Raw genomic sequence first — 23792 nt, forward strand, 5'->3', positions numbered from 1 at the left:
TCTGGCGGGCCGCTGGCCCATAGTGCGGCGAGCTCAGTGAATCGCGGTTCAGATCAGGCCTTGGCCTGCGCTCGAGATCTGCGGAAAGACCAAGCTTTTTGAAGGAGTTACCCATGTCCGATGCCATCAAGGTCGGCTTCGTCCCGTTGTCATCAGCCGCCCGTGGCATCCTGGTCGTGTTCTGTGACGACAGCCTGAAGGTCGGTCCGGCGACGGCCAAGGCGCTGGGCGGCGCCATCGAAATCGTGAAGCGCGCGGCGGCGGCCGCCGCCTTCAAAGGTAAAAGCGGAGCCGCGCTGGACATCCTGGCGCCGGAGGGGGTCAAAGCCGCCCGTCTGCTCGTGATCGGCGCCGACAAGGCAGCCAGCCTGAAGACCAACGATTTCCTCGAATTCGGTGGTGTGGCGGCGAGCAAGCTGTCCGCCGGAACTACCGCCATGACCATCATGGCGGAGCTGCCCGATGGCGCCATGACGAGCGAGCAGGCGGTTGCGATCGCCTCGGGCCTGCGCCTGCGCGCCTACAAGTTCGACCGTTACAAGACCAAGAAGAAGGACGGCGAGGAGGGCGGCACGCGCGCCGACATCTCGCTCGCGGTCGGCGATGCCAATGCTGCGAAGAAGGCGTTCACCGCGGCCGGCCACGTGGTCGACGGCGTGATCATCGCGCGCGATCTCGTCAACGAGCCGCCGAACGTGCTGTTCCCGGAAGAATTTGCGCGCCGCGCCAGCCAGCTCCGCAAGCTCGGCGTCAAGGTCGAGGTGCTCGACGTCAAGGCGATGCAGAAGCTCGGCATGGGCGCGCTGCTCGGCGTCGGCCAGGGCTCGGCACGGCCGAGCCGCACCGTGATCATGCGTTGGGAGGGCGGCAAGAAGGGCGAAGCGCCGGTCGCCTTCGTCGGCAAAGGCGTCTGCTTCGACACCGGCGGCATCTCGATCAAGCCGGCCGGCAGCATGGAGGACATGAAGGGCGACATGGGCGGCGCGGCCTGCGTCGTCGGCCTGATGCACGCGCTGGCGGCGCGCAAGGCCAAGGCCAACGTGGTCGGCGCCATCGGCCTCGTCGAGAACATGCCCGACGGCAATGCGCAGCGGCCGGGCGATATCGTCACCTCGATGTCGGGCCAGACCATCGAGATCATCAACACCGACGCGGAAGGCCGCCTCGTGCTGGCCGACGTGCTCTGGTACGTCGCCAAGAAGGTGAAGCCGAAATTCATGGTGGACCTTGCGACGCTGACCGGCGCGATCGTGGTCGCGCTCGGCACCGACCATGCCGGCATGTTCTCCAACAACGACGAGCTTGCCGAGCGCCTGCTGACGGCCGGCATCGAAACCGGGGACAAGGTCTGGCGCATGCCGCTCGGTCCCGAATACGACAAGCTGATCGACTCCCAGTTTGCCGACATGAAGAACACTGGCGGCCGTCATGGCGGCTCGATCACCGCGGCGCAGTTCCTGCAGCGTTTCGTCGACGGCACGCCATGGGCCCATCTCGACATTGCCGGCACCGCCATGGGCGCGCCGAAGACCGACATCAACCAGAGCTGGGGCAGCGGCTATGGCGTTCGCCTGCTCGACCGGCTGGTCGCCGACCATTACGAGCGCAAATGACCTCGCGATGACCGAAGTCCTGTTCTATCATCTGCAAAACATGACGGTGGAGAACGTGTTGCCGCCGCTTCTCGAGAAATCGCTGGAGCGCGGCTGGCGCGTCGTGGTGCAGTCGACCTCGGAAGAACGGGCCGACGCGCTCGACGCCCACCTATGGACCTATCGCGACGATTCCTTCCTGCCGCACGCGACATGGCGCGTCAGCGACGCCGCCGATCAGCCGATCCTGCTGGCGATCGAGGAGGGCAATCCCAACGGTGCCCACGTCCGCTTTCTGGTCGACAACGCCGCCCTCCCGCAGGACGCGCAGGCCTATGCGCGCATGGTGCTGCTGTTCAACGGCGACGATCCCGATGCGCTCGCGCTCGCCCGCAGCGCCTGGACGGATTGCAAGGCGCAGGGATTTGATGTCACCTATTGGCAGGCCGACGAGCGGGGCCGGTGGCAGCGTCGGAATTAGCGTCGATCGCAATTAATGATAATTTGCACTTTTCGGGCGATGCTGGCTTTGGTCACCTTCGTGCCGCAAAGTGATGTTGGGACAATCGCTTAGGGCTGGTCCTTCACGCGGGGAATTTGGTTTATCGTGCGACATCAAAAGCTTCCCAGCTCGCTCATAGTTGCGTTGGCTGCAATAGCACCGCTGGTCGCGGGCTGTTCGGGCGGCACCGATCTGTTGTCGAAGGACGCCGAATGGTTCCAGAAGCCAGGCCGTCTCTTCATCAAGAACATCTCGATCGAGTCGCCGCCGTTGACCCCCGACAAGCCGGTCGGAGCTGAGGACCTCGTCAGCGCCGACGGCGCCTGTCCCGGCATGGCGCCGCCTCCCGGGCCGGCCGATGCCAATGCATCGTCGACGGCGCCGGCGCCAATGGGCGGCACGGTCGCGCTCGGCCACACCGAATGCGACGTGGTGCGCGGCATCGGCGCGCCTTCGAATGTCAATCTCTCCAGCGACGCAGGCGGCCGCCGCGTCGCCGTGGTGACGTGGACGACGGGTCCGCGTGCGGGCATCTACACCTTCACCTCCGGCCGTCTGTCCTCGATCGAGGGCAATCCCGAGCCGCAGCCGGTGCCGAAGGCGGCGAAGCCGAAGAAGAAGCACGCGTAAGCTGATCGCCGCTATCGATGCACACCGTGCCCCGGCTCAGGATCCGAGTGCACGCTGACGCGTGGGTCCCGGCTCAGCAGCGCGTCATTTGATGCCGCGCCGCGTCCGGGACACGAGAGCTCGTCTACCCGCTGCCTCGTTCGCGCTGATCGCGACACGCCTGACGCGTCGCTTTCATGATGGCCCCACGCTTCGGAATGCGCTTTGATGGCGCCAACAACAATCCGGAGGAAACCATGCGGTTCGTCACTGCTCTCGTATCGGCTCTGCTTCTGCCGCTCAGCGCGGCGCTCGCCCAGGACTATCCGACGCGAACCATCACCGTGCTGGTGCCCTACGCTGCGGGCGGGCCGACCGACACCATCGCGCGGCTGACCGCGGCCAGCATGGCGAAATCGCTGGGACAGCAGGTCATCGTCGAGAACGCGACCGGCGCCGGCGGCACGATCGGCACGACCCGCGCCGCGCGCGCCCAGCCGGATGGCTACACGCTGCTGGTCCATCATGTCGGCATCTCGACCGCGGCGACGCTCTACCGCAATCTCAGCTACGACACCAAGACGGCGTTTGCGCCGATCGGGCTCGTGACCAACGCGCCGATGACCATCATCGCGCGTCCGGATTTTCCGGCCGACACACTCAAGGACCTCGTTGCCTACGCCCAGCAACAGGGCGACAAGCTGACCTACGCCAATGCCGGATTGGGTGCGGCGTCGCATCTGTGCGGCATGCTGTTCATGACGGCGATCCAGAAGCAGCTCACCACGGTGCCCTACAAGGGCAATGGTCCGATCATGAACGATCTGCTCGGCAAGCAGATCGATCTCACCTGCGACCAGGCCACGAACACCACCGGCCCGATCTCGGCCAAGCAGGTCAAGGCCTATGCGGTCACCACCAAGGAGCGGCTGAAGAGCCTGCCCGATCTGCCGACGGCGGACGAGGCCGGTCTCAAAGGTTTTGAGCTCGGCGTCTGGCACGGCCTCTATGCGCCCAAGGGCACGCCGCCCGCCGTCGTTCAGAAGCTGACGGCGGCGCTGCAGGCGGCGCTGAAGGATCCGACCTTGGTCGCGCGGTTCAACGACATCAACACCGAGCCAGTGTCGCAGGACAAGGCGACGCCCGAGGCGTTAGGCGCGATGCTGAACAGCGAGGTCGATCGCTGGGCGCCAATCATCAAGGCGGCGGGGCAGTATGCGGACTAAGCTAAGCCCGTAAGGCCTTATCAGTGAGCGTCTTGCGGCCAGGTAACATGTTGCCGGTACTGTGCATGGGGTTGTATTCGAGATTTTGAATCTACCCGGTGGCTGCGTCGAACTCAGTGCTCGCCTCGAGCCATTGCTCCTCCGCGCGCGCCAATGCGTCCGCCGCATTCGCGCGCGCCTTTGACAGCTGTGCGGCCTGCTTGGGATCGCGGGTAAAGATGTCGGGCAGGGAGAGGGCGGTGTCGATCTTGGCGATGATCTCGCTGACGCGGGCGATCTCGGCTTCGGCTTCCGCAATGCGCTTCTTCAAGCCGCCGCGATTGTCCGACCTTGCGCGCTGTGGCTTCTCAGCTTGCGCGCTGCGCTCGCGCTGGGCGGGTTCGCCGTTGCGCGTGGACAGCACCAGGCGGCGGTATTCGTCGAGATCGCCGTCGTAATTGGTGACGGTGCGGTCGGCGACGATCCAGAGCCGGTCGGCGCAGGCCTCGATCAGATAGCGATCGTGCGAGACCATGATGACAGCGCCGGGAAATTCGTTGATGGCTTCGGCCAAAGCCGCGCGGCTGTCGATGTCGAGATGGTTGGTCGGCTCGTCCAGGATGATCATGTTGGGGCCGAAGAAGGTCGCAAGACCGAGCAGCAGCCGCGCCTTCTCGCCGCCCGATAATTTGCCGACCTTGGTGTCGGCCGCCTTGCCGGAGAAGCCGATCGCGCCGGCGCGCGCCCGCACCTTGGCTTCGGGCGCATCGCCCATCAGCTTGCGCACGTGGTCGTAGGCGGAGCCATCTTCATTCAGCTCGTCGAGCTGATGCTGCGCGAAATAGGCGATCGACAGCTTGTCCGCGCGCGTCACCTTGCCGGAGAACGGCGCAAGCCGTCCGGCGAGCAGCTTGACGAGTGTCGACTTGCCGTTGCCGTTGGCGCCGAGCAGCGCGATGCGGTCGTCATTGTCGATGCGCAAGGTGACGCGGTTGAGCACGGGCGCCGCGGGATCGTAACCGACCGAGGCGTTGTCGACCGCGATGATCGGCGGCGACAGGATTTTCTCGGGAGCGGGAAAGCTGATCTCGCGCACGTCCTCGGTGACCAGTGCCGTGATCGGCTTCAGCCGCTCCAGCATTTTCACGCGAGACTGGGCCTGTCGCGCTTTCGAGGCCTTGGCCTTGAAGCGGTCGACGAAGGCCTGCAGCCGGGCGCGCTCGGCCTCCTGGCGCTTGACGGCCTTGGCATCGAGCAGCTCGCGCGCGGCGCGCTGTTCCTCGAACGAGGAGTAGCTGCCCTTGTAGAGCGTGAGCCTGCCGCGCTCCAGATGCAGGATCTGGTCGACCGAGCTTTCGAGCAGGTCGCGGTCGTGGCTGATCACGATCACGGTGCGCGGATAATGCGCGAGGTGATCCTCCAGCCACAGCGTGCCTTCGAGGTCGAGATAGTTGGTGGGCTCGTCGAGCAGCAACAGGTCAGGGGCCGCGAACAGCGTGGCGGCGAGCGCGACGCGCATGCGCCAGCCGCCGGAGAATTCGGCGCAGGGGCGGAGCTGATCGGCGGCGGAGAAGCCGAGGCCGGAGAGGATCGCGGCGGCACGGCTCGGCGCCGAATGCGCGTCGATATCGACGAGGCGGGTCTGGATCTCGGCGATCCGGTGCGGATCGGTGGCGCTCTCCGCTTCGTGCAGGAGCGCGTCGCGTTCGAGATCGGCCTTGAGCACGACGGAGATCAGGCTCTCCGGGCCGTTCGGGGCTTCCTGGGCGAGGCTGCCGATGCTCCAGCGCGGGGGCAGGCTCACCGAACCGTGCTCGGCCGCGAGCTCGCCGCGGATCACCTTGAACAGGGTCGACTTGCCGGTGCCGTTGCGTCCGACCAGACCGACCCGCGAGCCGGGCGTGATCTGCACGGAACTCTGGTCGATCAGAAGGCGTCCGGCGAGGCGGATGGAGAGGTCGGTGATGACGAGCATGCGGCCTTGTCACCGCAAGGCGCCTCGAACGCAACCCGTTTTTCCGGGGCCCGGCTAGTGCGGGTCGCGGTCGCGCCGTGCCAGCTCATTGAGGAGCTGCTCGAGATGTGTCGGGAGCCGGGTCTCGGGCCGCAGATTCTGCTGGAGCCGCTCGCCCACGGCATCGCAGATCGAACGGCTGGTGCGCCGGTCGATCTGTTCGCTGTCATTGGCAGAAAGGCCAGCCATCGCACAGGTTCCGTGTTCTCAAAGTAAAGACACGGTACCAAGTCATTGACCCCCAAAATGGTTTCGCCACCTCCGGGGGATCAGTGCCATTATCGTCAAAATTGCAGGGACCCCGCGATATCCGCCCAAAATGCGAAGCCCCGGCGGGGGGATCGCCGGGGCTCCTCTTGGAAGGTACCTGTGGGGGGCGCAGATACCTCTGGGTTTAGGAAGGTGCTGTCGGGCTCAGTAGCAGCGGTTGATCAGCCGCCAGCGGGGTCCCCAGGGGGTCGGGACCAGCCGGCGCACATAGCAGCCGCCATAACCGTAGGAGACGGGGGCGTAGAAGCGGGCGCCACCCCAGCGATAGCCGCCGTGCCAGCCGCCGCCATGCCAGCCCGGGCCGCCGCCATGCCAGTGCGCGGAGGCCGAGGTCGGTGCCAGCGCGGCACCCAGCGCAACCGCAGCGACAGCGGCAAGCGAAAGTTTCCTCAACATGGTGATCTCCTCAAAACTGCCGGCGCGGGGGCAATCCGCGTCGATGGAAAGGCCGCCGAAACGGTCCGCCTGATGGTCAGGCTTTGGTTTCGATGGAAGGAGCCTAAGCCGGCAGACCAAACCAAAGCCTGAATGGAGGCTTCAGATTGGGTTCATCTGGGTGAAATTGTTGTAATCCATGCTGAACTCGCCGGCCTTGGTCCTGCGGCGAAGCGTCTGTGACGTCGTCCCGGCGGTCGCTTGCCGGATGGCAAAGGCGCCGATATAAGCCCCGCAACCCGCCAACCACCGGTTTTCTTCCAAGGACAAGATTATGGCCATCGAACGCACCTTCTCGATCATCAAGCCCGACGCGACCGCGCGTAACCTGACCGGCGCCGTCAACGCCGTGATCGAAAAGGCGGGCCTGCGCATCGTCGCGCAGAAGCGCATCCGCATGACCAAGGAACAGGCCGAGACCTTCTATGCCGTCCACAAGGCGCGACCGTTCTTCGGCGAGCTGGTCGAGTTCATGACCTCGGGTCCGGTCGTGGTCCAGGTGCTGGAAGGCGAGAATGCCGTCGCCAAGTATCGCGATGCGATGGGCGCGACCGATCCGTCCAAGGCCGCCGAGGGCACCATCCGCAAGCTCTACGCCAAGTCGATCGGCGAGAATTCCGCCCACGGCTCGGATGCCCCGGAGACCGCCGCGATCGAGATCGCGCAGTTCTTCTCGGGCAACGAGATCGTCGGCTGATCCATCAGCCGTCAAGTTAAGTCGACGGGGCGAAAGGACGTATTGTGAACTGGCTCTGGCAGATCTTCGATCCCGCTACGATCGGGGCATTCTTCACCCAGTTTCGCAACGAGATGGCCGAACCGACCTTCTGGATTGCGGTCGGCAAGATCATCTGGATCAACATCCTTTTGTCCGGCGACAACGCGCTGGTGATCGCGCTCGCCTGCCGCGGCCTCTCGCCGCGACACCGGCTGTGGGGCATGATCTTCGGCGCCGGCGCGGCCGTGATGCTGCGCATCATCTTCACCGGCATCGTCGCGACGCTGATGGAGTTGCCGTATCTCAAGCTGATCGGCGGACTCGCGCTGATCGTGATCGCGGCCAAGCTTCTGGTGCCGGAGCATGACGAGGACGACGACGTCGACGCGGCCTCGCATCTGTGGCAGGCCATCCAGATCGTCGTGGTCGCCGACATCGTCATGTCGCTCGACAACGTCATCGCGGTCGCCGCCGCCGCCAATGGTAGCGCGTCGCTTCTGGTGCTCGGCCTTGCCATCAGCGTGCCGCTGATCGTCGCCGGTGCGGCGCTGATCATGGCGCTGCTCGAAAAGCTGCCGGTGCTGGTCTGGGCCGGTGCCGCGCTGCTCGGCTGGATCGCCGGCGAGGTGATCGCGACCGACCCCGGCGTCGCGCCGAAGCTGCATACGCTGTTCGAGGGCCCGTTCGGCGCCTCGCTCGATTCGATGCTCAGTGCCTTGCGCATCCCGCCGCAATTCGGCCATGGCGGGGCCGGCCCCGAATATTTCTGCGCCGCGCTCGGCGTCGTCGTCGTGCTGGTGGTCGGCTCCATCTGGCGCCGCCGCAGGCTGAGCGCCGCCGCGCTGGAATCGTCCGAGCGGCACGCCCGGGCGTCGGCGGAGTAAGCCGGCTCAATCGATCGTGCCGAGTTCCGTGACGGGTATCGTCCAGTAGACCAGCTTGGTTCCGGCGAACGAGACCCGCAGCCGATCGAGCAGGCGGCCGGCGTCACTCCCCGCCAACACCACTTGCACGACGGCCTGGTCAGCGTGGCCCTTCACGCGTTCGGCGGCCGTCAGCAATCGGACCTCGGTGCCGTGGCCGGCTCCGTGCGATGCCGTGAATCCGGAAACCAGGTCGGTCTGTTCGGCGAGATAGTCGAACACCTCCTCGCGGAGCTGATGCGGCACGATCAGCGTGAGACAAACCGGCTGCGCGATCATTTGGCCACCTTGGACGATCCGCCATAGCGGCGATACAGGATCGGCAGGAGAATCAGGGTGAGCAGGGTGGAGGACAAGAGGCCTCCGATCACGACGATGGCGAGCGGTCGCTGCACTTCGGATCCGGGGCCGGACGCGAACAGCAGGGGAATCAAGCCCAGCGCCGTGATGCTTGCAGTCATCAGCACCGGCCGCAGCCTGCGCAGGGCGCCTTCGACGACGATACGATCCTCGGGGAGGCCGTGGGCGCGGAGCTGGTTGAAGTAGGAGACCAGGACGACGCCGTTGAGCACGGCGATGCCGAGCAGCGCGATGAATCCGACCGAGGCCGGCACCGACAGATACTCACCCGTCACCACCAGCGCGAACACGCCGCCGATCAGGGCAAAGGGAATGTTGACGAGCACCAGCAAGGCCTGGCGGATGGCACCGAAGGTGGTGAACAGCAGCACGAAGATCAGGCCGATCGCGACGGGGACCACAACGGACAGGCGCGCGGCGGCGCGCTGCTGGTTCTCGAACTGTCCGCCCCAGGTCAGCCGGTAGCCGTTCGGAAGCGGAAGTTCGGCCGCCACCTTCTGGCGCGCCGCTTCGACGAATCCGACCATGTCGCGACCGCGGACGTTGGCGCGCACCACGCTCATGCGGGCGCCGTCTTCGCGGTCGATCTTCACGGGGCCGTCGACGCGCTGGATGCGGGCGACCTGCGACAGCGCGACGTGCTGTCCGGAACCAAGCGTCAGCGGCAGGCTCGCCAGCAGCGTCGGCGCCTCCCGCGTGGTCTCGCTGCCCCGGACCAGGATCGGCGTGCGGCGTCCGTCTTCGAGCGCAGTGCCGATGGTCCGTCCCTCGATCTGGGTCCGGAGCGAATTGACGATGGAATCCACGGTCAACCCGAGGCGGCCGGCCTCGAGGCGATTGACCGCGACCGTGTAATATTGGGCACCTTCGTTCAGCGTGGTGTAGACGTCCTCGGCACCGTTGATGCCGGACAGGATCGCCGACAGCTTCGCCGCGGTCTCGTTCAACTTCGCGATGTCGGGGCCAAAGATCTTGACGGCAACGTCACCGCGCACGCCGCTGATCATCTCCTGCACGCGCATGTCGATGGGCTGGGTGAAGCTGAGCGAGATGCCGGGAAAGCCGGCCAGAACCTCGCGAAGCTTCTGCAGCAGGACCTCGCGATTGTCGGTTGCGCGCTCAGTGGCGGGCTTGAGCACCAGGAACGTGTCGGTCTGGTTGGGGCCCATGGGATCGAGGCCGAGCTCGTCCGATCCGGTCCGGGCGACGATGCCCGCGATATCAGGCACGGTCAGCAGCGCGCTCTGGAGCCTTGCATTCATCGCAAGCGACTCGTCGAGATTGACCGAGGGCAGCGTCTCGACGCTGACGATGACGTCGCCTTCGTCCATCGTCCGCATGAAGGTCTTGCCGAGCTGGGTATAGGCGAAGCCCGCCGCGACGAGGCCGATCAGCGCCGCGGCCATCACCTTGCGCTCGTTGTTCAGCGCCCAGTCCAACGCGGGCGCGTAGACCCGTTGGGCCGCGCGCACCAGCAGGGGATCGCGATGCGAGGCGGACTTGAGCACGAAAGACGTCGCAACCGGGATCACGGTAAGCGCCAGCAGCAGTGAGGCGGCCAGCGCGAAGATGATGGCCAGCGCGACCGGGATGAACAGCTTGCCTTCCAATCCCTGCAGCGTCAGCAGGGGGACGAACACAATGATGATGATCAGCACGCCCGAGGCGACCGGCTCCAGCACCTCGCAAACCGAACGGTAGATCAGGTGGATCAGCGGCAGGCCTTTGCCCGGTTCGTGCTTGCCGAGATTGCCGACGATGTTCTCGACGACGACAACGAGGGCGTCGATCAGCATGCCGATCGCGATCGCAAGTCCGCCGAGACTCATCAGGTTCGCCGACATTCCGACCAGACGCATGACGATCAAGGCGATCACGATGGCGAGCGGCAGGCTGAGCGCGATCACCAGCGAAGCGCGCCAATTGCCGAGAAAGAGCAGCAGGAGAACGATGACGAGGATTGTGGCCTCGCCGAGGGCCCGCACCACGGTGCCGACGGCGCGGTTGACCAAGCGGCTGCGGTCGTAAAACACGTTGATCGACACGCTCTTCGGCAGCGAGGGTTGCAGCTCGGCAAGCCGGGCGCGCACGTCGCGGATCAGCTGACCCGCGTTGGCGCCGCGCAGGCCGAGCACGAGCCCCTCGACGGTTTCGCCGCGGCCGTCCGCCGTGACGGCGCCATAGCGCGTCAAGGTTCCGACCTTGACGGTCGCGACGTCGTTGACCAGGATCGGCACGCCCTCGCGGGTGTCGACGACGATGGCCTTGATGTCCTCGATCGAGCGGATGCTGCCTTCGATCCGGACCAGGGCGCTGTCCTCGCCCTGGTTGACCCGCCCGGCGCCGTCGTTGCGGCTGTTGGCTTCGATGGCCCGGCGAAACAGGTCGTAGGTAATCCCGCGCGCCGCCAGCGCGTCGTTGCGCGGCACGATCTCGAAGGCGCGGACATAGCCGCCGAGCGCATTGACATCAGCAACGCCGGGGACCGTCCGCAGGGCGGGGCGGATCACCCAGTCGAGCAGGGTCCGGCGCTCGGCGAGCGAAAGCTCGGGGCTGTCGATCGTGAACATGAACATCTCGCCGAGCGGGCTCGTGATCGGCGCAAGACCGCCGGTCACGCCTTCGGGGAAATCGCGCGAGATGTTCGACAGCCGCTCCGAAACCTGGTTGCGCGCCCAATAGATGTCGGTGCCGTCCTCGAAATCGACGGTGATGTCGGCCAGCGCGTATTTCGTGGTCGAACGAAGCACCTTCTTGTTCGGCAATCCGAGCAGCTCGAGCTCGACGGGGACGGTGATGCGCTGCTCGACCTCTTCGGGGGTGAGACCCGGCGCCTTCATGATGATCTTCACCTGAACCGGCGAGACGTCGGGAAAGGCGTCGATCGGCAAGCTGGGCAGGAGGACGGCGCCGGCGCCGATCACCAGCAGCACGCTTAGCAGGACGAACAGTCGCTGCGATAGCGCGAACGCAACCAGACGGCGGAGCATCTATTGTCCCAGCCCAGAGAGAATGCCGCGAAGCGCGGAAATTCCGCCGATCGCGATCGAGTCCCGGTCCGTGATGGGACCGGACACCACGACGTGGTCTTGATCCTCTGCAAGCAGTTTGACCGGGACCAGCCGGAAGCCGCCGTCGAAGGCGACGAAGACCGACGCCTGCTCGCCGCGCCTGATCAGCCCGCTATAGGGAATCTCGAAGGCACTTTCGCCGGCGGAAAGAAAGCCGATGCGCGCGGCGGTGGTCTGACCGGGATGCAGCTCGCCGTCGTTGGGGACTTCGGCGCGCACCAGAATGGTCTGGGTGGCAGCGTCGATGGTCTCGGAGACGAGTACGACCTTGCCCGGCGTGGCATAGCCCTCGATCTCGACTTTTGCGCCGGTGCGGATGGCGCGGATATTCGCGGCCGGCACCGCGATCTCGGCCCAGAGCGGCGAGAGTCGCGCCAGCTTGACCAGCGGGGCGGATTGTTCGAGCCGCTGGCCCGGCGCTACCGCGATCTCGACCACGGAAGCGGTTTGCGGCGCATTGACCGTGAGCGTGCCGCTGATCGCCGCGTCCTGGGCCAGCCGGGCGATGGCGTCGTCGGACATCCCGCTCAGATGCAGCATCTGGCGCCGCTCGGCGACCACGAGAGCGGCCTGGCGCGCTTCGGCCTGGCTGGCCTCCAGCACGCGTTGCGGCACGGCCTTGCCCTCGAACAGGTCGACGTTGCGATTGAGCTGCTGGGTTGCGAGTCGTTCTTGCGCGATCGCGTGCAGATAGTCGCGCTGCTGCGAGACGAAGCTTGGACTCTCCAGCGTGACCACCGGTTGGCCAGCTGTGACGCGGTCCCCGCGTCCCACCAGGAGATTGGCGACCATGCCGGCCACGGGGGCGCTGACGACCCACAATTGCTGCGTGGGGATCACGATCTGGACGGGATAGGGCAGCGTCAGATCGGTTCGGCTGGCAATCGGACGGGTGACGCGGACGCCGAGATTGCGCGCCTGCGCATCGCTCAGCTTCACCTCGTCCTGCGCCAGCGACACAGAGGGTAGCAGCCCGAGTGCAACGGCGACGAGGGTGCGAACCAACGCGCTGCCGGCAGAGGGGAGAAGAAGAGTTCTGCGAAGGATTCGCATGAGGGACGTCCCACACCCGCGAGCGGGCGAAGCCCGGCCTGCTTGAAAGTTTCGACTACTCCACCGGCGTCCTGGCGGGTTGATTTGCCTCAAGCAGGCCAACGATTGCGGAAGGCTGCCGGGCCTTCGCGGGGCGTCTCCCGGGCGCCAGCCAAGTGAACCAACCGCGCTCACGACGGTCGCTTTCTGCCGGTGATCATCGCTTTCACCAGGTTCTCGCGGTGTTCGAAGCTTGCCACCAGGACGCCAAGCACATGGACGACGACCAGGCCGATCGTGAGGTTGGCGAACGCCTCATGCATCTCCTCGACCCACTTTGCTCCCCAGAAGCTGGCGGTCGTCATCATGATGCCGGTGGTGCAGGTGCCGATCAGCAGGACGATCAGTGCGATGACCATCGCGCCGCCCGCGGGATTGTGGCCGAGATAACGTGGCGCCCTGAGCAATGCGACGTCGCGCAGATAAGCGAGCACGGCGCGCGGCGAGCGCACGAAGTCACGGAAGCGCGCATGGCGCGGCCCGACGATGCCCCACAGGATCCGCAGCGTCAGCAAGCCGGCAATGGAGTAACCGGCGGCGATATGGACGTTCTTGATCTCATCGCCCGTCGCATAAGCGAGCAGAAACAGCCCGGCCAGCGACCAATGGAACACACGGACGAAAGGATCCCAGACCTTGACCGTGGCCGGCGGCTTGTCGCCGCCGACCTCGATCGCGTCGTGAATGGCGCTCATGATGCGGCCCCTTACAGCTGTCCGATGATCTTGCCGTTGGTCGGATCGACGAACAATTCGACCCGGCTGCCGGACTTGTCGATCGTGTAGAGTTCGCCACAGCCGTTCTTGAGCTTGGCTTTCTGAATCTTGTAGCCCTGGGCTTCGATCTTGGCCTGCAATTGCTCGAGCGGCAGCCAATCTGTCTGGGGCGCCGCAGTGCAGGGACGCCCGAGGCTCCCGGCATGAGCAGTCGCGGTGGCTGCGAGCAAGGCGACGGCGGTAGCAGTGAAGACGGTGATCTTGCGCATGGTTCTCTCCGGCGTGGTGCCCACCCGCGGCGTGCGGGGAGGCGATGTCAGGACATTGGCAGAAGCGCCCTGACCGGCGCCTGTTGATCCACGTCAGCAATTTGTCAGGTTGATTGGGGCATGCTCTGCCAATGCGATCCCCTGGTTTTGTGAAATTCCTCGCGGTGCCATTGCTGGCAGGCATTCTGCTCGCGCCGATGCCTGCGGCCGCAGGCGATCACGATAAAGGCGCGCCCGACGCGGTTCGCCGTGCGGTCGAGGCGGGCGAGATCAAGTCACTGGCCGACATTCTCGCGTCGCTTCGTGGCAAGCTGCCGGGCGAGGTTGCCGGGGTCGAGATAGAGCGCGAGCACGGTCGGTGGATCTACGAGTTTCGCCTCGTCGACGACAAGGGCCGCCTCTACGAAGCGCACGTCGACGCGCGCAGCGGCGAGATCGAACGCATCAAGGAGAAGTGATGCGCCTGCTGCTAGTGGAAGACGACCGACGGATCGCGGCCGATGTGGAGAGGGCGCTAAGCGCGGCCGGTTATGTGGTCGAGACCGTCCGTAACGGTGAGGACGCCTGGTTCCGCGGTGACACCGAGGACTACGGCGCGATCGTCCTCGATCTTGGCTTGCCGGGCATGGACGGTCTGGCGGTGCTCAAGCGCTGGCGCGCGAATGGGCGGGCCATGCCGGTGCTGATCCTGACGGCGCGCGGCAGCTGGGCCGAGCGCGTCGATGGCATCGACGCCGGCGCGGATGACTACCTGGCCAAGCCGTTCCGAATGGAGGAATTGCTGGCTCGGCTGCGCTCGATCGTGCGCCGCTCGGTGGGGCAGGCCTCGTCACGGATCGTCGCCGGCGACATCGAGCTCGACGAGCGGCAGATGAAGGTAACGCTGCGCGGCGTACCCGTTGCGTTGTCGCCGTTGGAATACCGCCTGATCGCCTTTCTCTTGCGTCATCGCGGCCGCGTGGTGTCGCAGCAAGAGCTCGAAGAAAACGTCTATGGCCACGGCGAGGACCACGAGTCGAACGCGCTCGAAGTGCTGGTCGGCCGGGTGCGCAAGAAGCTCGGTGCCGGCCTGATCGAGACCAGGCGCGGCTTCGGCTATCTGATATCGGACACGACGCCATGAGCTGGGGCTCGCTGCGGCTGCGGCTGGTGGCCGGCGGAGTCGTGGCTATCCTGGTCGCGCTGAGCATTGCTGGCGCCGGGCTGACGCTGCTGTTTGAACGCCACGTGTCGCGAACCGTCGGCGACGAACTCGACGTCTATGTCAGGCAACTCGTCGCGGGTATCGACGCGGACGCGCAGGGCAAGCTGGTGATTAGCAGGCCGCCAGCCGATCCGCGCTTTGCCGACCCCCTTTCCGGCTTGTATTGGCAGGTCTCGGACGATGGCGGGCAAGTGCTGCGTTCACGTTCTCTGTGGGACACGGCGCTGGATCTGCCGCGTGATGAACCGTCGCCTGGCGAATTGCACCGTCACGTCATCGTTGGCCCGGCGAACGCTCAGCTCCTCGTCAGCGAACGCCGCGTGTTGCTCACCTTAGGCGACCGCCGCGCGCCGGTGCGCGTCGCGGTGGCGGCCGATCTCGCTGGCGTATCGACTGCCGCCTCGCACTTCGCGTGGGATCTGGCGTTGGCGCTCGGCGTGCTTGGGCTGGTCCTGGCGGCGGCTACCTCGATCCAGGTCGGATTGGGCTTGCGTCCGCTCGACACACTTCGCCGCGGCGTTGCGGACGTCCGCTCCGGGCAACGCAAGCACCTCCCCGTCGACGTTCCGACCGAGGTGAAGCCGCTGGTGGAAGAGGTCAACAGCCTGATCGACGCCCAGGAACGGGAGATCGAGCGGTCGCGCAGCCGTGCCGCTGACTTGGCCCACGGGCTGAAGACGCCTCTCGCCGCGCTCGCGGCAGATGTCGCGCTCTTGCGTCAACGCGGTGAGCAGGACGTCGCCCAAGCCATCGAAGCCGTCGGCGATGCGATGAGCCGTCACGTCGATCGCGAGCTGGCACGTGCCCGGGCGAGGGGGACGGCACGACTGCGCGGCGGTATTTCCACGCCGCTCAGACCGCTTGTCCAGTCCCTGATGCTGACACTGGCGCGCACGCCAGTTGCGCAGCACCTTGAATTCAAGAGCTGCATCACGGGCGAGCCGAGCGTGCCGCTCGATCGCACGGATCTGGCGGAAGTGCTGGGCAATCTTTTGGAGAACGCCGCCCGTCACGCCAAGAGAGAGGTGCGCATCGGTGCGGATGCCGCGAAACCAGAGATCACGATCGAGGACGATGGTCCGAGTATAGCACCCGCGCAGCGCTCGCGCGTGCTCGAACGCGGGGCAAGGCTGGATGAGCGCGGCGAAGGGGCCGGCCTCGGTCTCGCGATCGTTCAGGACGTGCTCAGTGCCTATGGATGGCAGCTGGCCCTTGCCGACTCCGAACTTGGCGGACTGAAAGCGATCATCGCGCCGGAGGGCAGCCACGATCGGATGGCTGCTGCCGGTTGAAGACCCAGCCCTCCGCTCGACGCACCGCTCAGGTTTGTCAGCGCCGAACGATCGAGCCGGCGCGGTTGATCAGGCGGGCGAGCTGGCGGAAGCGGCTGCCGACGCGGTCGGCGACGAGGTCGCCGAGGCGGTGCTCGAACACCAGCATCAGCTTGCGGCCCTGGCTGCGGAAATGCGTGGCGGGCAGGACGCCCGGTCGCGCCGCCGAGATCAGATGCGCGACGCGGAATGCGGCACCCAAGAGGCGCGCGCGTTCGAGCTGTGCCGGCGTCAGCAACTCCTGCATGGTGACCGGCGGCTGGTTCTCCTCGCTGAGGCCAGCATAGCGGTAGAACACCGACAGGCCGACAAAGGCGCGCTCGGTGTGGGTGATCGCGCCGAAATTGCCGTTGACGACGAGGCTCAGGGTCTGCTCGCCGCGGTGATCGGGATGCACGCGCCAGCCGATGTCGGACAGCAGGCACGCCGTGTGGCGCAGCCTGCGGTCCTCCGCGGTCTCCCGAAGCTTGACGACGCGCGCGAGGCGATCGGTCCAGGCGATCAGCTCGTGGGCGTGCTTGGCCGAGCGCGACAGCAGCTGGTTGAGCTCTTCGGCTGCGCAGATCAGGCCGTCCTTGTTGCGTTCGATCTCCGGCAGCTTCTCGTGCAGCAGGCCCTCGCGCACGCCGAAGGTCGAGAACAGGATGGTCTTCGGCTTCGCCACCCGGATGATGTGCTCGAGCACCAGCGCCGCATAGGTGAGGAGCGGGCGGCGCGCGTCCGCAACGCTCTCGATGTCGGCGAGCATGTCCGCGGCCGCGAGGCGGCGGAGGCGGCGGGAGAAATCGAGCGCCTCAGCCGCCGAAATCGAATAACCGTGCATCACCTGGAGCGGATAGCCGCTCTGGATGATGTGAATGCGCGCGAGCGCGCGCCAGGTGCCGCCGACCGCGTAGAAGGTGCGGCCGCGGCCCGCGGTGAGCAGCTCGACCTCGTCGATCTCCTCGCGCACGATGCGGTCGGCGCGCTTGAGCGACTTATGCGCGAGGTCCTGCAGCGCCAGCCCGCCGAGCGGCAGCGTCACGCCGCTGCGCACGCTGTTCCTGCGCACGTCGATCAATTCGAGCGAGCCGCCGCCGAGGTCGCCGACGATGCCGTCGGGATGATGGATGCCCGAAATCACGCCGAGCGCCGACAGCCGCGCCTCACGCGGGCCTGACAGGATCTCGATCTCCACGGCGCAGATGCGCTCGGCCTTGGCGATGAAATCGGGGCCGTTGGAGGCGTCACGGCAGGCCGCCGTCGCGATCGCGAACACCCGTCCGACCTGCATCACGCGGCATAATGCGCGAAAGCGCCTCAGCGAGGTCAGCGCCTTGTCGACCGCATCGGGCGCCAGCAGGCCGGTGCTCTGCACCTCGCGTCCGAGGCCGCACAGCGTCTTTTCGTTGAAGATCGGAATGAGACTCCGCGTCAGTCCCTCGTAGACGACGAGACGGACCGAGTTGGAGCCGATGTCGATGACCGCGACGCTCGAGCCGCGCTTGCGCGGCCGCTTCACGTCGGACATCCCCGATCAGGGTTGATGGCGTTCGTTCCGGCGCGTGAGACGACGCGGCGAGGATTCCTTGAGCGACTTTCCACGGCCAGACAGACTCGGATTTGTCATGAAGTAGTTGTGGACGTTGAAAGGCTCCTCGCCCTTCGCGGTCTTCATACGCGTTGAGGACCCGTCCGGCAACAATTGCCAGCTCTGCTCATTGTCCTTGAGGTTGGCGACCATGATCTGTTCGAGAACCTGCTGATGCACCGTCGGATTTTGCAGCGGGCACAGCACCTCGACGCGGCGGTCGAGGTTGCGCGGCATCATGTCGGCGGACGAGATATACACAGCCGCCTTGGCGCTCGGCAGGCCCTGACCCATGCCGAAACAGTAGATTCGGCCGTGTTCCAGGAACCGTCCGATGATCGACTTGACGCGGATGTTCTCCGACAGGCCGGGAATGCCGGGGCGCAGGCAGCAGATACCGCGCACCACGAGCTCGACCTGCACGCCGGCCTGGGAGGCCTCGTAAAGCGCGTCGATGATATCAGGGTCGACCAGCGCGTTCATCTTCATCCAGACCGCGCCGTGCCGGCCGTGCCGCGCATGCGCGGTCTCGCCCTGGATGTGCTCGATGATGCGCTTGCGCAAGGTCAGCGGCGACACCGCCATCTTTTCCAGATCGCTCGGCGCGGCATAGCCGGTGATGAAATTGAACACGCGCGCGGCATCGCGGCCGATGGTCGGATCGGAGGTGAAGTAAGAGAGGTCGGTGTAGATGCGCGCGGTGACCGGGTGATAGTTGCCGGTGCCGGTATGAACATAGGTGGTGAGGTTGCCGCCCTCGCGGCGTACCACCATCGAGAGCTTCGCATGCGTCTTCAGTTCGAGGAAGCCGTAGACGACCTGCACGCCGGCGCGCTCGAGATCGCGCGCCCAGCGGATGTTGGCTTCCTCGTCGAAGCGCGCCTTCAATTCGATCAACGCCGTGACCGATTTGCCGGCCTCGGCGGCTTCGGCGAGCGTGCGCACGATCGGCGAGTTGTTGGAGGTGCGATAGAGCGTCTGCTTGATCGCCACGACGTCGGGGTCGCGCGCGGCCTGCTGCAGGAACTGCACCACGACGTCGAAGGATTCGTAGGGGTGATGGACGACCAGGTCCTTCTGCCGGATCGCGGCGAAGATGTCGCCGCCGTGTTCGCGCACGCGTTCGGGATGGCGCGGCACGTAAGGGGTGAATTCGAGGTCGGGCCGGTCGAGGCGGGTCAGCTGAGAAAGCTCGTTCATCGCCTGCACGCCTTCGACCAGGAACACCTCGTCGTCGGCGGCCGAGAGGGCGTGCTGAACGAAGCTGCGCAGCTGCTCCGGCATCTTGGCGTCGATCTCGAGCCGGATCACCGACCCGCGGCGGCGGCGCTTCAGTGCGGTCTCGAACAGGCGAACGAGGTCCTCGGCCTCTTCCTCGATTTCGAGCTCGGAGTCGCGGATGATGCGGAAGGCGCCCTGGCCGTGCAGATTGTAGCCGGGGAACAGGCGGTTGATGAACAGGGCGGTGACCTGTTCCAGCGAGATCAGCCGAACCACCTTGCCGTCGGCCGGCAGGCGGATGAAGCGGTCGATCTTGCCGGGCATGCGGATCAGGGCGTTCATCTGCTTGCCGTCGGCGGCGCGCGTGAGCTGGAGCGCGATGGTGAAGCCGAGGCTCGGGATGAACGGGAAGGGGTGGGCCGGGTCGATCGCCAGCGGCGTCAGCAGCGGGAACACGTTGCTGAGGAAGTAATCCTCGATCCAGGTCCGTTCCGCCTTGGTGACGTCCTTGCCGTCGACCAGCACGATGCCGACATCGGCCAGCGTGCCGCGCAGGTCGCGCCAGATCGCCTGCTGGTCGGAGGCAAGCTCGGAGACGGTGCGGTTGATCAGCGCGAGCTGCTCGGATGGCGTCAGGCCGTCGGGGCTGCGTTCGGCGATGCCCTCGCGAATCTGCGCCTTGATGCCGGCGACGCGGACCATGAAGAATTCGTCGAGGTTATTCGCAGAAATCGACAGGAATCGCACCCGCTCCAGCATGGGGTGGCTGGGATTGACCGATTCCTCCAGGACGCGACGATTGAAATGCAGCCAGGACAGCTCGCGATTGATGAATCGTTCGGGGCTGGACGCGATCGCCGGAAGGCCGTCGGTTTCCGGGACTTTTTCTTTGGTATCAACAGCTTGCGCAGAGTCCATCAGAAGTCGGTCCATCCTGTCTCGCCTTACCTTGCGACTAACGCGCAAAACCGGCCGGAGCATGTGTTAGAGCGATGACGTTTCGATGACATTGATGTTCCGCTGTTTCCCCGCGTCAAGCGCCGCCTTTGGGGGGCCAGTGGCCGGATCAGGAGTCCCGCAAGAGCTCGGCCGCCAGCGCCCTTGTGACGGGACGACCGAGCCGCAGGGCCTCGCTGTCGAGCAGCTCCACGGCCTGGCGGGCGGCGGCCGAGGATCGTTCCAGGCGGGTGGCGAGGTAGCCGACGACGCTCTCATCCACGGCGAGCTGGCGGTCGGCGCAGAATTTGACGATCAGGCCGCGGAACAGCTGGTCGTCGGGCGGCAGCAACGCCACCACGGGCACCGCGCGCAAACGCGAGCGCAGGTCGCGAAGCTCGATCTCCAGCGCGGCCGGGACATCGCGCCCCGTGAACAGAACATAGGCGCCGTCCTCGCGAGCAAGATTCATCAGGTGGAAGAGGGCGCGTTCGTCGAATTCCCCGGCCTTGAGATCCTCGACCACCAGCGCACCGGTGGCGAGCGCGCCCGGAACGCCTGTGGCGGTCAGGGTGTTGGCCGCGGTCGAGCGGGCGCCCGATATTTCGGCCCAGATCGCGGCGAGGTGGCTCTTGCCGCTGCCTTCCGGGCCGGCGAGCCACATGATCCGGTTCGGCCATTCCGGCCAGCGCTCGACGAGGGCCAGACCGGCCGCGTTGGCGGGGCCTTCGAGGAAATTGTCCCGGCTGAGGCTCTCCGCATGCGGAAGCGAAAACGCCAATTGTCGGGGATGGACGCGGCCTGCCACGCTAGCTTTGCTCCATGCCGGCGTGCCGGCTTGTTGGAAGAGATTCGCCTTCATCGGGCGGGAGTTGGCCTTTTGCGGGGCCGCATTCCCTCTCATTTGGCCTCGATCGTACTCATGTGCCGCAGCCACTCGACCAGGTAGAGCGACACCGAGGAGAGCGTGAAGATCGTGACGAGACCCATCAGGATGATATCATAAGGAGCCGGCTTGAAGCCGAAGGCAAGCGCCGCCAGCACCAGGGCGGCGAACGCCACTTGTGCCACCGTGTTGAGCTTGGACACTTTCGACGGCTTCATCTCGACCGGCCGATCGAACAGCCAGGATACGATCACGGCCGCGACGATCATGATGTCGCGCGAGACCACCAGGATCACGATCCAGCGGGGAATCGCGCCCCAGATGCCCAGCGCCATGTAGATCGAGACCAGCAGCGCCTTGTCCGCGAGCGGGTCGAGCAGGGCGCCGAGCTCGCTGGTCATGTTGAAGCGCTTGGCCAGGAAGCCGTCCACGGCGTCGCTGATACCGGCGATCAGGAAGACGGCGAACGCCACTTCCATTTGGCTCGACACGATGGCCCACACGATGATCGGGACCAGCAGGATGCGGCCCAGGGTAATGATGTTCGGAATACTCACGAAAGCGCTTCCCGGCACCCGGTCTGACCTCGAATCCGGCCCCTCGGGAGGCTGAACCGGTTGATATCTACATAGTATAGGGCGGGGCGCCATGCGAGCCATTGCGCGTCCCCGGAATTCGACGTAACCAGCCGCAAACCCACTGGAAATCGGGCATGACCGACCGCAAAAACGGCCTCACTTACGCCGATTCAGGCGTCGATATCGATGCGGGCAACCGCCTGGTCGACCTGATCAAGCCGATGGTGCGCGCCACCGCACGGCCCGGCGCCGACGCCGAGATCGGCGGCTTCGGCGGCCTGTTCGACCTCAAGGCGGCCGGTTTCAAGGACCCGGTCCTGGTGGCCGCGACCGACGGTGTCGGCACCAAGGTCAAGATCGCGATCGAGACCGGGCTGCATGGCGGGATCGGCATCGACCTCGTCGCCATGAGCGTCAACGACCTCGTGGTGCAGGGCGCCGAGCCGCTGTTCTTCCTGGACTATTTCGCCTGCGGCAAGCTCGACCCCGAGGCGACGGCCTCGATCGTGGCGGGCGTCGCGGAAGGCTGCCGTGAATCCGGCTGCGCCCTGATCGGCGGCGAGACCGCGGAGATGCCGGGCCTGTACAAGGACGGCGATTACGATCTCGGCGGCTTTGCCGTCGGTGCGGCGGAGCGGGGCACGCTGCTGCCGCGCAAGGACATCGCCGCGGGCGATGCCGTGATCGGCCTCGCCTCGTCGGGTGTGCATTCCAACGGCTTCTCGCTGGTGCGCAAGATCGTGGAGCAGTCCGGCCTTGCTTTCGAGGCGCAGGCGCCGTTCGCGCCGGTGATGACGCTCGGCGGCGCGCTGCTGACGCCGACCAAGCTCTACGTCAAATCCTGCCTGCGCGCGATCCGCGAGACCGGCGCGGTGAAGGGCCTCGCCCACATCACCGGCGGCGGCTTCACCGACAACATTCCGCGCGTGCTGCCGAAGAACCTCGGCGTCGGCATTGACCTCGCACGCCTGCCGGTGCTGCCGGTGTTCAAATGGCTGGCGGCGCAGGCCGGCATCGCCGAACTGGAGATGCTGCGTACTTTCAATTGCGGCATCGGCATGATCGCGATCGTCGAGCCCGACAAGGTCGACGAGGTCGTGCGGGTGTTCAGCGATGCCGGCGAGACCGTGGCGCAGCTCGGTACCGTGATCCCGGCCGAGGGCGAGCACCGCGTCGTCTATAACGGCCATCTCGATCTGGCGCTGTGATGAAGCGCCGCGTCGCCATCCTGATCTCCGGCCGCGGCTCCAACATGGCGGCGCTGATCAAGGCCGCAAGCGCGGCGGATTTCCCGGCGGAGATCTCGCTCGTCATCTCCAACAAGGCCGATGCGCTCGGACTCGAACGGGCCAAGGCGGCCGGCGTGAACACGCTGGTGATCGAGAGCAAGCCGTTCGGGAAGGACCGCGCCGGTTTCGAAAAGGTGCTGCAGGCCGCGCTCGACCAGCACGGCATCGAGCTGATTTGTCTCGGCGGCTTCATGCGCCTGTTCACGGCCGAGTTCACCAAAGCCTGGTACGGGCGGATGCTGAACATCCATCCCTCGCTGCTGCCGTCGTTTCCGGGCCTCGATCCGCACGGCCAGGCTCTGCGCGCCGGCGTCAAACTGTCCGGCGCGACGGTGCATTTCGTCATCCCCGAGACCGATGCCGGTCCGATCGTGATGCAGGGCGCGGTTCCCGTCAGCGATCACGACACCGGCGACACGCTGTCGGAGCGTATCCTCGAGGTCGAGCACCGCATTTATCCCGAAGCGTTGCGGCTGCTCGCGACCGGCAAGGTCAAGATCGAGGGCGATGTCTGCAGGACTGCGGGCAGTTCGGCGTCGGAGAATTTCCTGGTCGCGCCGGTGGTGCGCTGAAGCGCCGTCCTCGCCGCGGTCGTCACAAACGAAATCCCCCGGCAGAGCCGGGGGCAACGTCATGATCTCTCGCGTGTAGAGTTGAGAGCGATCAGGAGACCTTGAGGTTTTCCGCGGATGCCTTGCCGCGGTTCTCCACGAGGTCGTATTCAACCACCTGGTTCTCGTTGAGGGTGGAGAGTCCGGCGCGCTCGACGGCGGAGATATGGACGAAGACGTCCTTGTCGCTGCCGTTCGGCTTGATGAACCCATAGCCCTTGGTCGGGTTGAACCATTTGACGGTGCCCTTTTGCGGCATCCTCAGTCTCCTCCACTAGATAAAAAAGACGCGGCCGCTTTTCGCGTGCCACGCCACAAACGGGCTTCCGGAAGTCTGTTCGAGTCTCATTGTCGCGAAACGCACAGCGGCCAATTCCGATTGTGGCCAAC

At 65.8% G+C, this 23792-nt stretch carries 25 protein-coding genes; 11 read left to right on the top strand and 14 right to left on the bottom strand.

Annotation, left to right across the window (positions count from 1 at the left end):
* The first annotated feature begins 113 nt into the window (after positions 1 to 113).
* From SE92_RS01480 to SE92_RS01495, 4 genes are all read left to right on the top strand, one after another.
* A complete protein-coding gene (locus SE92_RS01480; RefSeq protein WP_063194149.1) occupies positions 114 to 1613 on the top strand; it encodes a leucyl aminopeptidase in 1500 nt (499 codons plus the stop codon).
* A 7-nt stretch (positions 1614 to 1620) separates the two neighbouring features.
* Positions 1621 to 2073 (top strand): DNA polymerase III subunit chi, encoded by a 453-nt coding sequence (locus SE92_RS01485; protein WP_063203283.1) that lies wholly within the window; start codon positions 1621 to 1623, stop codon positions 2071 to 2073.
* A 165-nt stretch (positions 2074 to 2238) separates the two neighbouring features.
* The gene (locus SE92_RS01490; RefSeq protein WP_198172516.1) at positions 2239 to 2724 is read left to right on the top strand and encodes a hypothetical protein; all 486 of its coding nucleotides are present in this window, start codon (positions 2239 to 2241) and stop codon (positions 2722 to 2724) included.
* A gap of 236 nt (positions 2725 to 2960) precedes the next feature.
* Entirely contained in the window at positions 2961 to 3929 is a 969-nt protein-coding gene (locus SE92_RS01495; protein ID WP_063203284.1) for a tripartite tricarboxylate transporter substrate-binding protein, read from the top strand.
* Positions 3930 to 4020: 91 nt separating this feature from the next.
* On the opposite strand, the gene SE92_RS01500 is transcribed toward SE92_RS01495, so the two are convergent.
* The 4 genes from SE92_RS01500 to SE92_RS35490 all read right to left on the bottom strand — a co-directional run bounded on the left by SE92_RS01500 (position 4021) and on the right by SE92_RS35490 (position 6909).
* Entirely contained in the window at positions 4021 to 5883 is a 1863-nt protein-coding gene (locus SE92_RS01500) for an ABC-F family ATP-binding cassette domain-containing protein (RefSeq protein WP_063194151.1), read from the bottom strand.
* Between the two features lie 54 nt (positions 5884 to 5937).
* Positions 5938 to 6111, bottom strand: coding sequence for a hypothetical protein (locus SE92_RS36420; protein ID WP_198172518.1), 174 nt, complete (start codon positions 6109 to 6111; stop codon positions 5938 to 5940).
* A gap of 225 nt (positions 6112 to 6336) precedes the next feature.
* Entirely contained in the window at positions 6337 to 6588 is a 252-nt protein-coding gene (locus SE92_RS01505; protein WP_063194152.1) for a hypothetical protein, read from the bottom strand.
* A 141-nt stretch (positions 6589 to 6729) separates the two neighbouring features.
* Entirely contained in the window at positions 6730 to 6909 is a 180-nt protein-coding gene (locus SE92_RS35490; RefSeq protein ID WP_157094983.1) for a hypothetical protein, read from the bottom strand.
* Between SE92_RS35490 and ndk the strand changes: the two genes are divergently transcribed.
* Together ndk and SE92_RS01515 are read left to right on the top strand one after the other, a co-directional pair.
* A complete protein-coding gene (gene ndk, locus SE92_RS01510) occupies positions 6902 to 7324 on the top strand; it encodes a nucleoside-diphosphate kinase (protein WP_011086893.1) in 423 nt (140 codons plus the stop codon). The genes SE92_RS35490 and ndk overlap by 8 nt on opposite strands.
* A gap of 44 nt (positions 7325 to 7368) precedes the next feature.
* Positions 7369 to 8229, top strand: a complete 861-nt coding sequence (locus SE92_RS01515; protein ID WP_063194153.1) for a TerC family protein — start codon at positions 7369 to 7371, stop codon at positions 8227 to 8229.
* A 6-nt stretch (positions 8230 to 8235) separates the two neighbouring features.
* On the opposite strand, the gene SE92_RS01520 is transcribed toward SE92_RS01515, so the two are convergent.
* The 5 genes from SE92_RS01520 to SE92_RS01540 form a co-directional block, all read right to left on the bottom strand.
* Positions 8236 to 8547, bottom strand: a complete 312-nt coding sequence (locus SE92_RS01520; RefSeq protein WP_063194154.1) for a DUF3240 family protein — start codon at positions 8545 to 8547, stop codon at positions 8236 to 8238.
* Positions 8544 to 11618 carry an efflux RND transporter permease subunit gene (locus SE92_RS01525; protein WP_063194155.1) on the bottom strand — a complete coding sequence of 1025 codons (3075 nt, stop codon included), beginning with the start codon at positions 11616 to 11618 and terminating at the stop codon, positions 8544 to 8546. Before SE92_RS01525 ends, SE92_RS01520 begins: the two co-directional genes overlap by 4 nt.
* Positions 11619 to 12752, bottom strand: a complete 1134-nt coding sequence (locus tag SE92_RS01530; RefSeq protein ID WP_063194156.1) for an efflux RND transporter periplasmic adaptor subunit — start codon at positions 12750 to 12752, stop codon at positions 11619 to 11621.
* Between the two features lie 170 nt (positions 12753 to 12922).
* Entirely contained in the window at positions 12923 to 13486 is a 564-nt protein-coding gene (locus SE92_RS01535) for a cytochrome b/b6 domain-containing protein (RefSeq protein WP_063194157.1), read from the bottom strand.
* 11 nt (positions 13487 to 13497) lie between these two features.
* Positions 13498 to 13776 (bottom strand): PepSY domain-containing protein, encoded by a 279-nt coding sequence (locus SE92_RS01540; protein ID WP_063203285.1) that lies wholly within the window; start codon positions 13774 to 13776, stop codon positions 13498 to 13500.
* A gap of 131 nt (positions 13777 to 13907) precedes the next feature.
* Here SE92_RS01540 and SE92_RS01545 point away from each other — a divergent pair, with 131 nt between their 5' ends.
* The 3 genes from SE92_RS01545 to SE92_RS01555 are packed head-to-tail and all read left to right on the top strand — an operon-like array spanning position 13908 to position 16272.
* Positions 13908 to 14234, top strand: a complete 327-nt coding sequence (locus tag SE92_RS01545; protein WP_063194158.1) for a PepSY domain-containing protein — start codon at positions 13908 to 13910, stop codon at positions 14232 to 14234.
* A complete protein-coding gene (locus SE92_RS01550; protein WP_063194159.1) occupies positions 14234 to 14899 on the top strand; it encodes a response regulator transcription factor in 666 nt (221 codons plus the stop codon). Before SE92_RS01545 ends, SE92_RS01550 begins: the two co-directional genes overlap by 1 nt.
* Positions 14896 to 16272 (top strand): sensor histidine kinase, encoded by a 1377-nt coding sequence (locus tag SE92_RS01555; RefSeq protein WP_063194160.1) that lies wholly within the window; start codon positions 14896 to 14898, stop codon positions 16270 to 16272. The genes SE92_RS01550 and SE92_RS01555 overlap by 4 nt, the downstream gene beginning before the upstream one ends.
* A 37-nt stretch (positions 16273 to 16309) precedes the next feature.
* On the opposite strand, the gene ppx is transcribed toward SE92_RS01555, so the two are convergent.
* The 4 genes from ppx to SE92_RS01575 form a co-directional block, all read right to left on the bottom strand.
* Complete coding sequence (ppx, locus tag SE92_RS01560) at positions 16310 to 17812, bottom strand: exopolyphosphatase (protein WP_063203286.1); 1503 nt, start codon at positions 17810 to 17812, stop codon at positions 16310 to 16312.
* 15 nt (positions 17813 to 17827) lie between these two features.
* A complete protein-coding gene (locus tag SE92_RS01565; protein ID WP_063194161.1) occupies positions 17828 to 20020 on the bottom strand; it encodes an RNA degradosome polyphosphate kinase in 2193 nt (730 codons plus the stop codon).
* Positions 20021 to 20168: 148 nt separating this feature from the next.
* The gene (locus SE92_RS01570; RefSeq protein ID WP_063203287.1) at positions 20169 to 20846 is read right to left on the bottom strand and encodes a P-loop NTPase family protein; all 678 of its coding nucleotides are present in this window, start codon (positions 20844 to 20846) and stop codon (positions 20169 to 20171) included.
* A gap of 92 nt (positions 20847 to 20938) precedes the next feature.
* Positions 20939 to 21481 carry a CDP-alcohol phosphatidyltransferase family protein gene (locus tag SE92_RS01575; RefSeq protein WP_063194162.1) on the bottom strand — a complete coding sequence of 181 codons (543 nt, stop codon included), beginning with the start codon at positions 21479 to 21481 and terminating at the stop codon, positions 20939 to 20941.
* Positions 21482 to 21636: 155 nt separating this feature from the next.
* On the opposite strand from SE92_RS01575, the gene purM reads away from it, so the two are divergent.
* Positions 21637 to 22710, top strand: a complete 1074-nt coding sequence (gene purM, locus SE92_RS01580; RefSeq protein ID WP_063194163.1) for a phosphoribosylformylglycinamidine cyclo-ligase — start codon at positions 21637 to 21639, stop codon at positions 22708 to 22710.
* Positions 22710 to 23363: a phosphoribosylglycinamide formyltransferase gene (gene purN, locus SE92_RS01585; RefSeq protein ID WP_063194164.1), complete on the top strand. Its 654-nt coding sequence runs from the start codon at positions 22710 to 22712 to the stop codon at positions 23361 to 23363. Before purM ends, purN begins: the two co-directional genes overlap by 1 nt.
* Before the next feature lie 91 nt (positions 23364 to 23454).
* On the opposite strand, the gene SE92_RS01590 is transcribed toward purN, so the two are convergent.
* Positions 23455 to 23661 carry a cold-shock protein gene (locus SE92_RS01590; RefSeq protein ID WP_007591938.1) on the bottom strand — a complete coding sequence of 69 codons (207 nt, stop codon included), beginning with the start codon at positions 23659 to 23661 and terminating at the stop codon, positions 23455 to 23457.
* Positions 23662 to 23792: the final 131 nt, after the last annotated feature.

This window comes from Bradyrhizobium sp. AT1 (genome assembly GCF_001590795.1).
GTDB lineage: Bacteria > Pseudomonadota > Alphaproteobacteria > Rhizobiales > Xanthobacteraceae > Bradyrhizobium.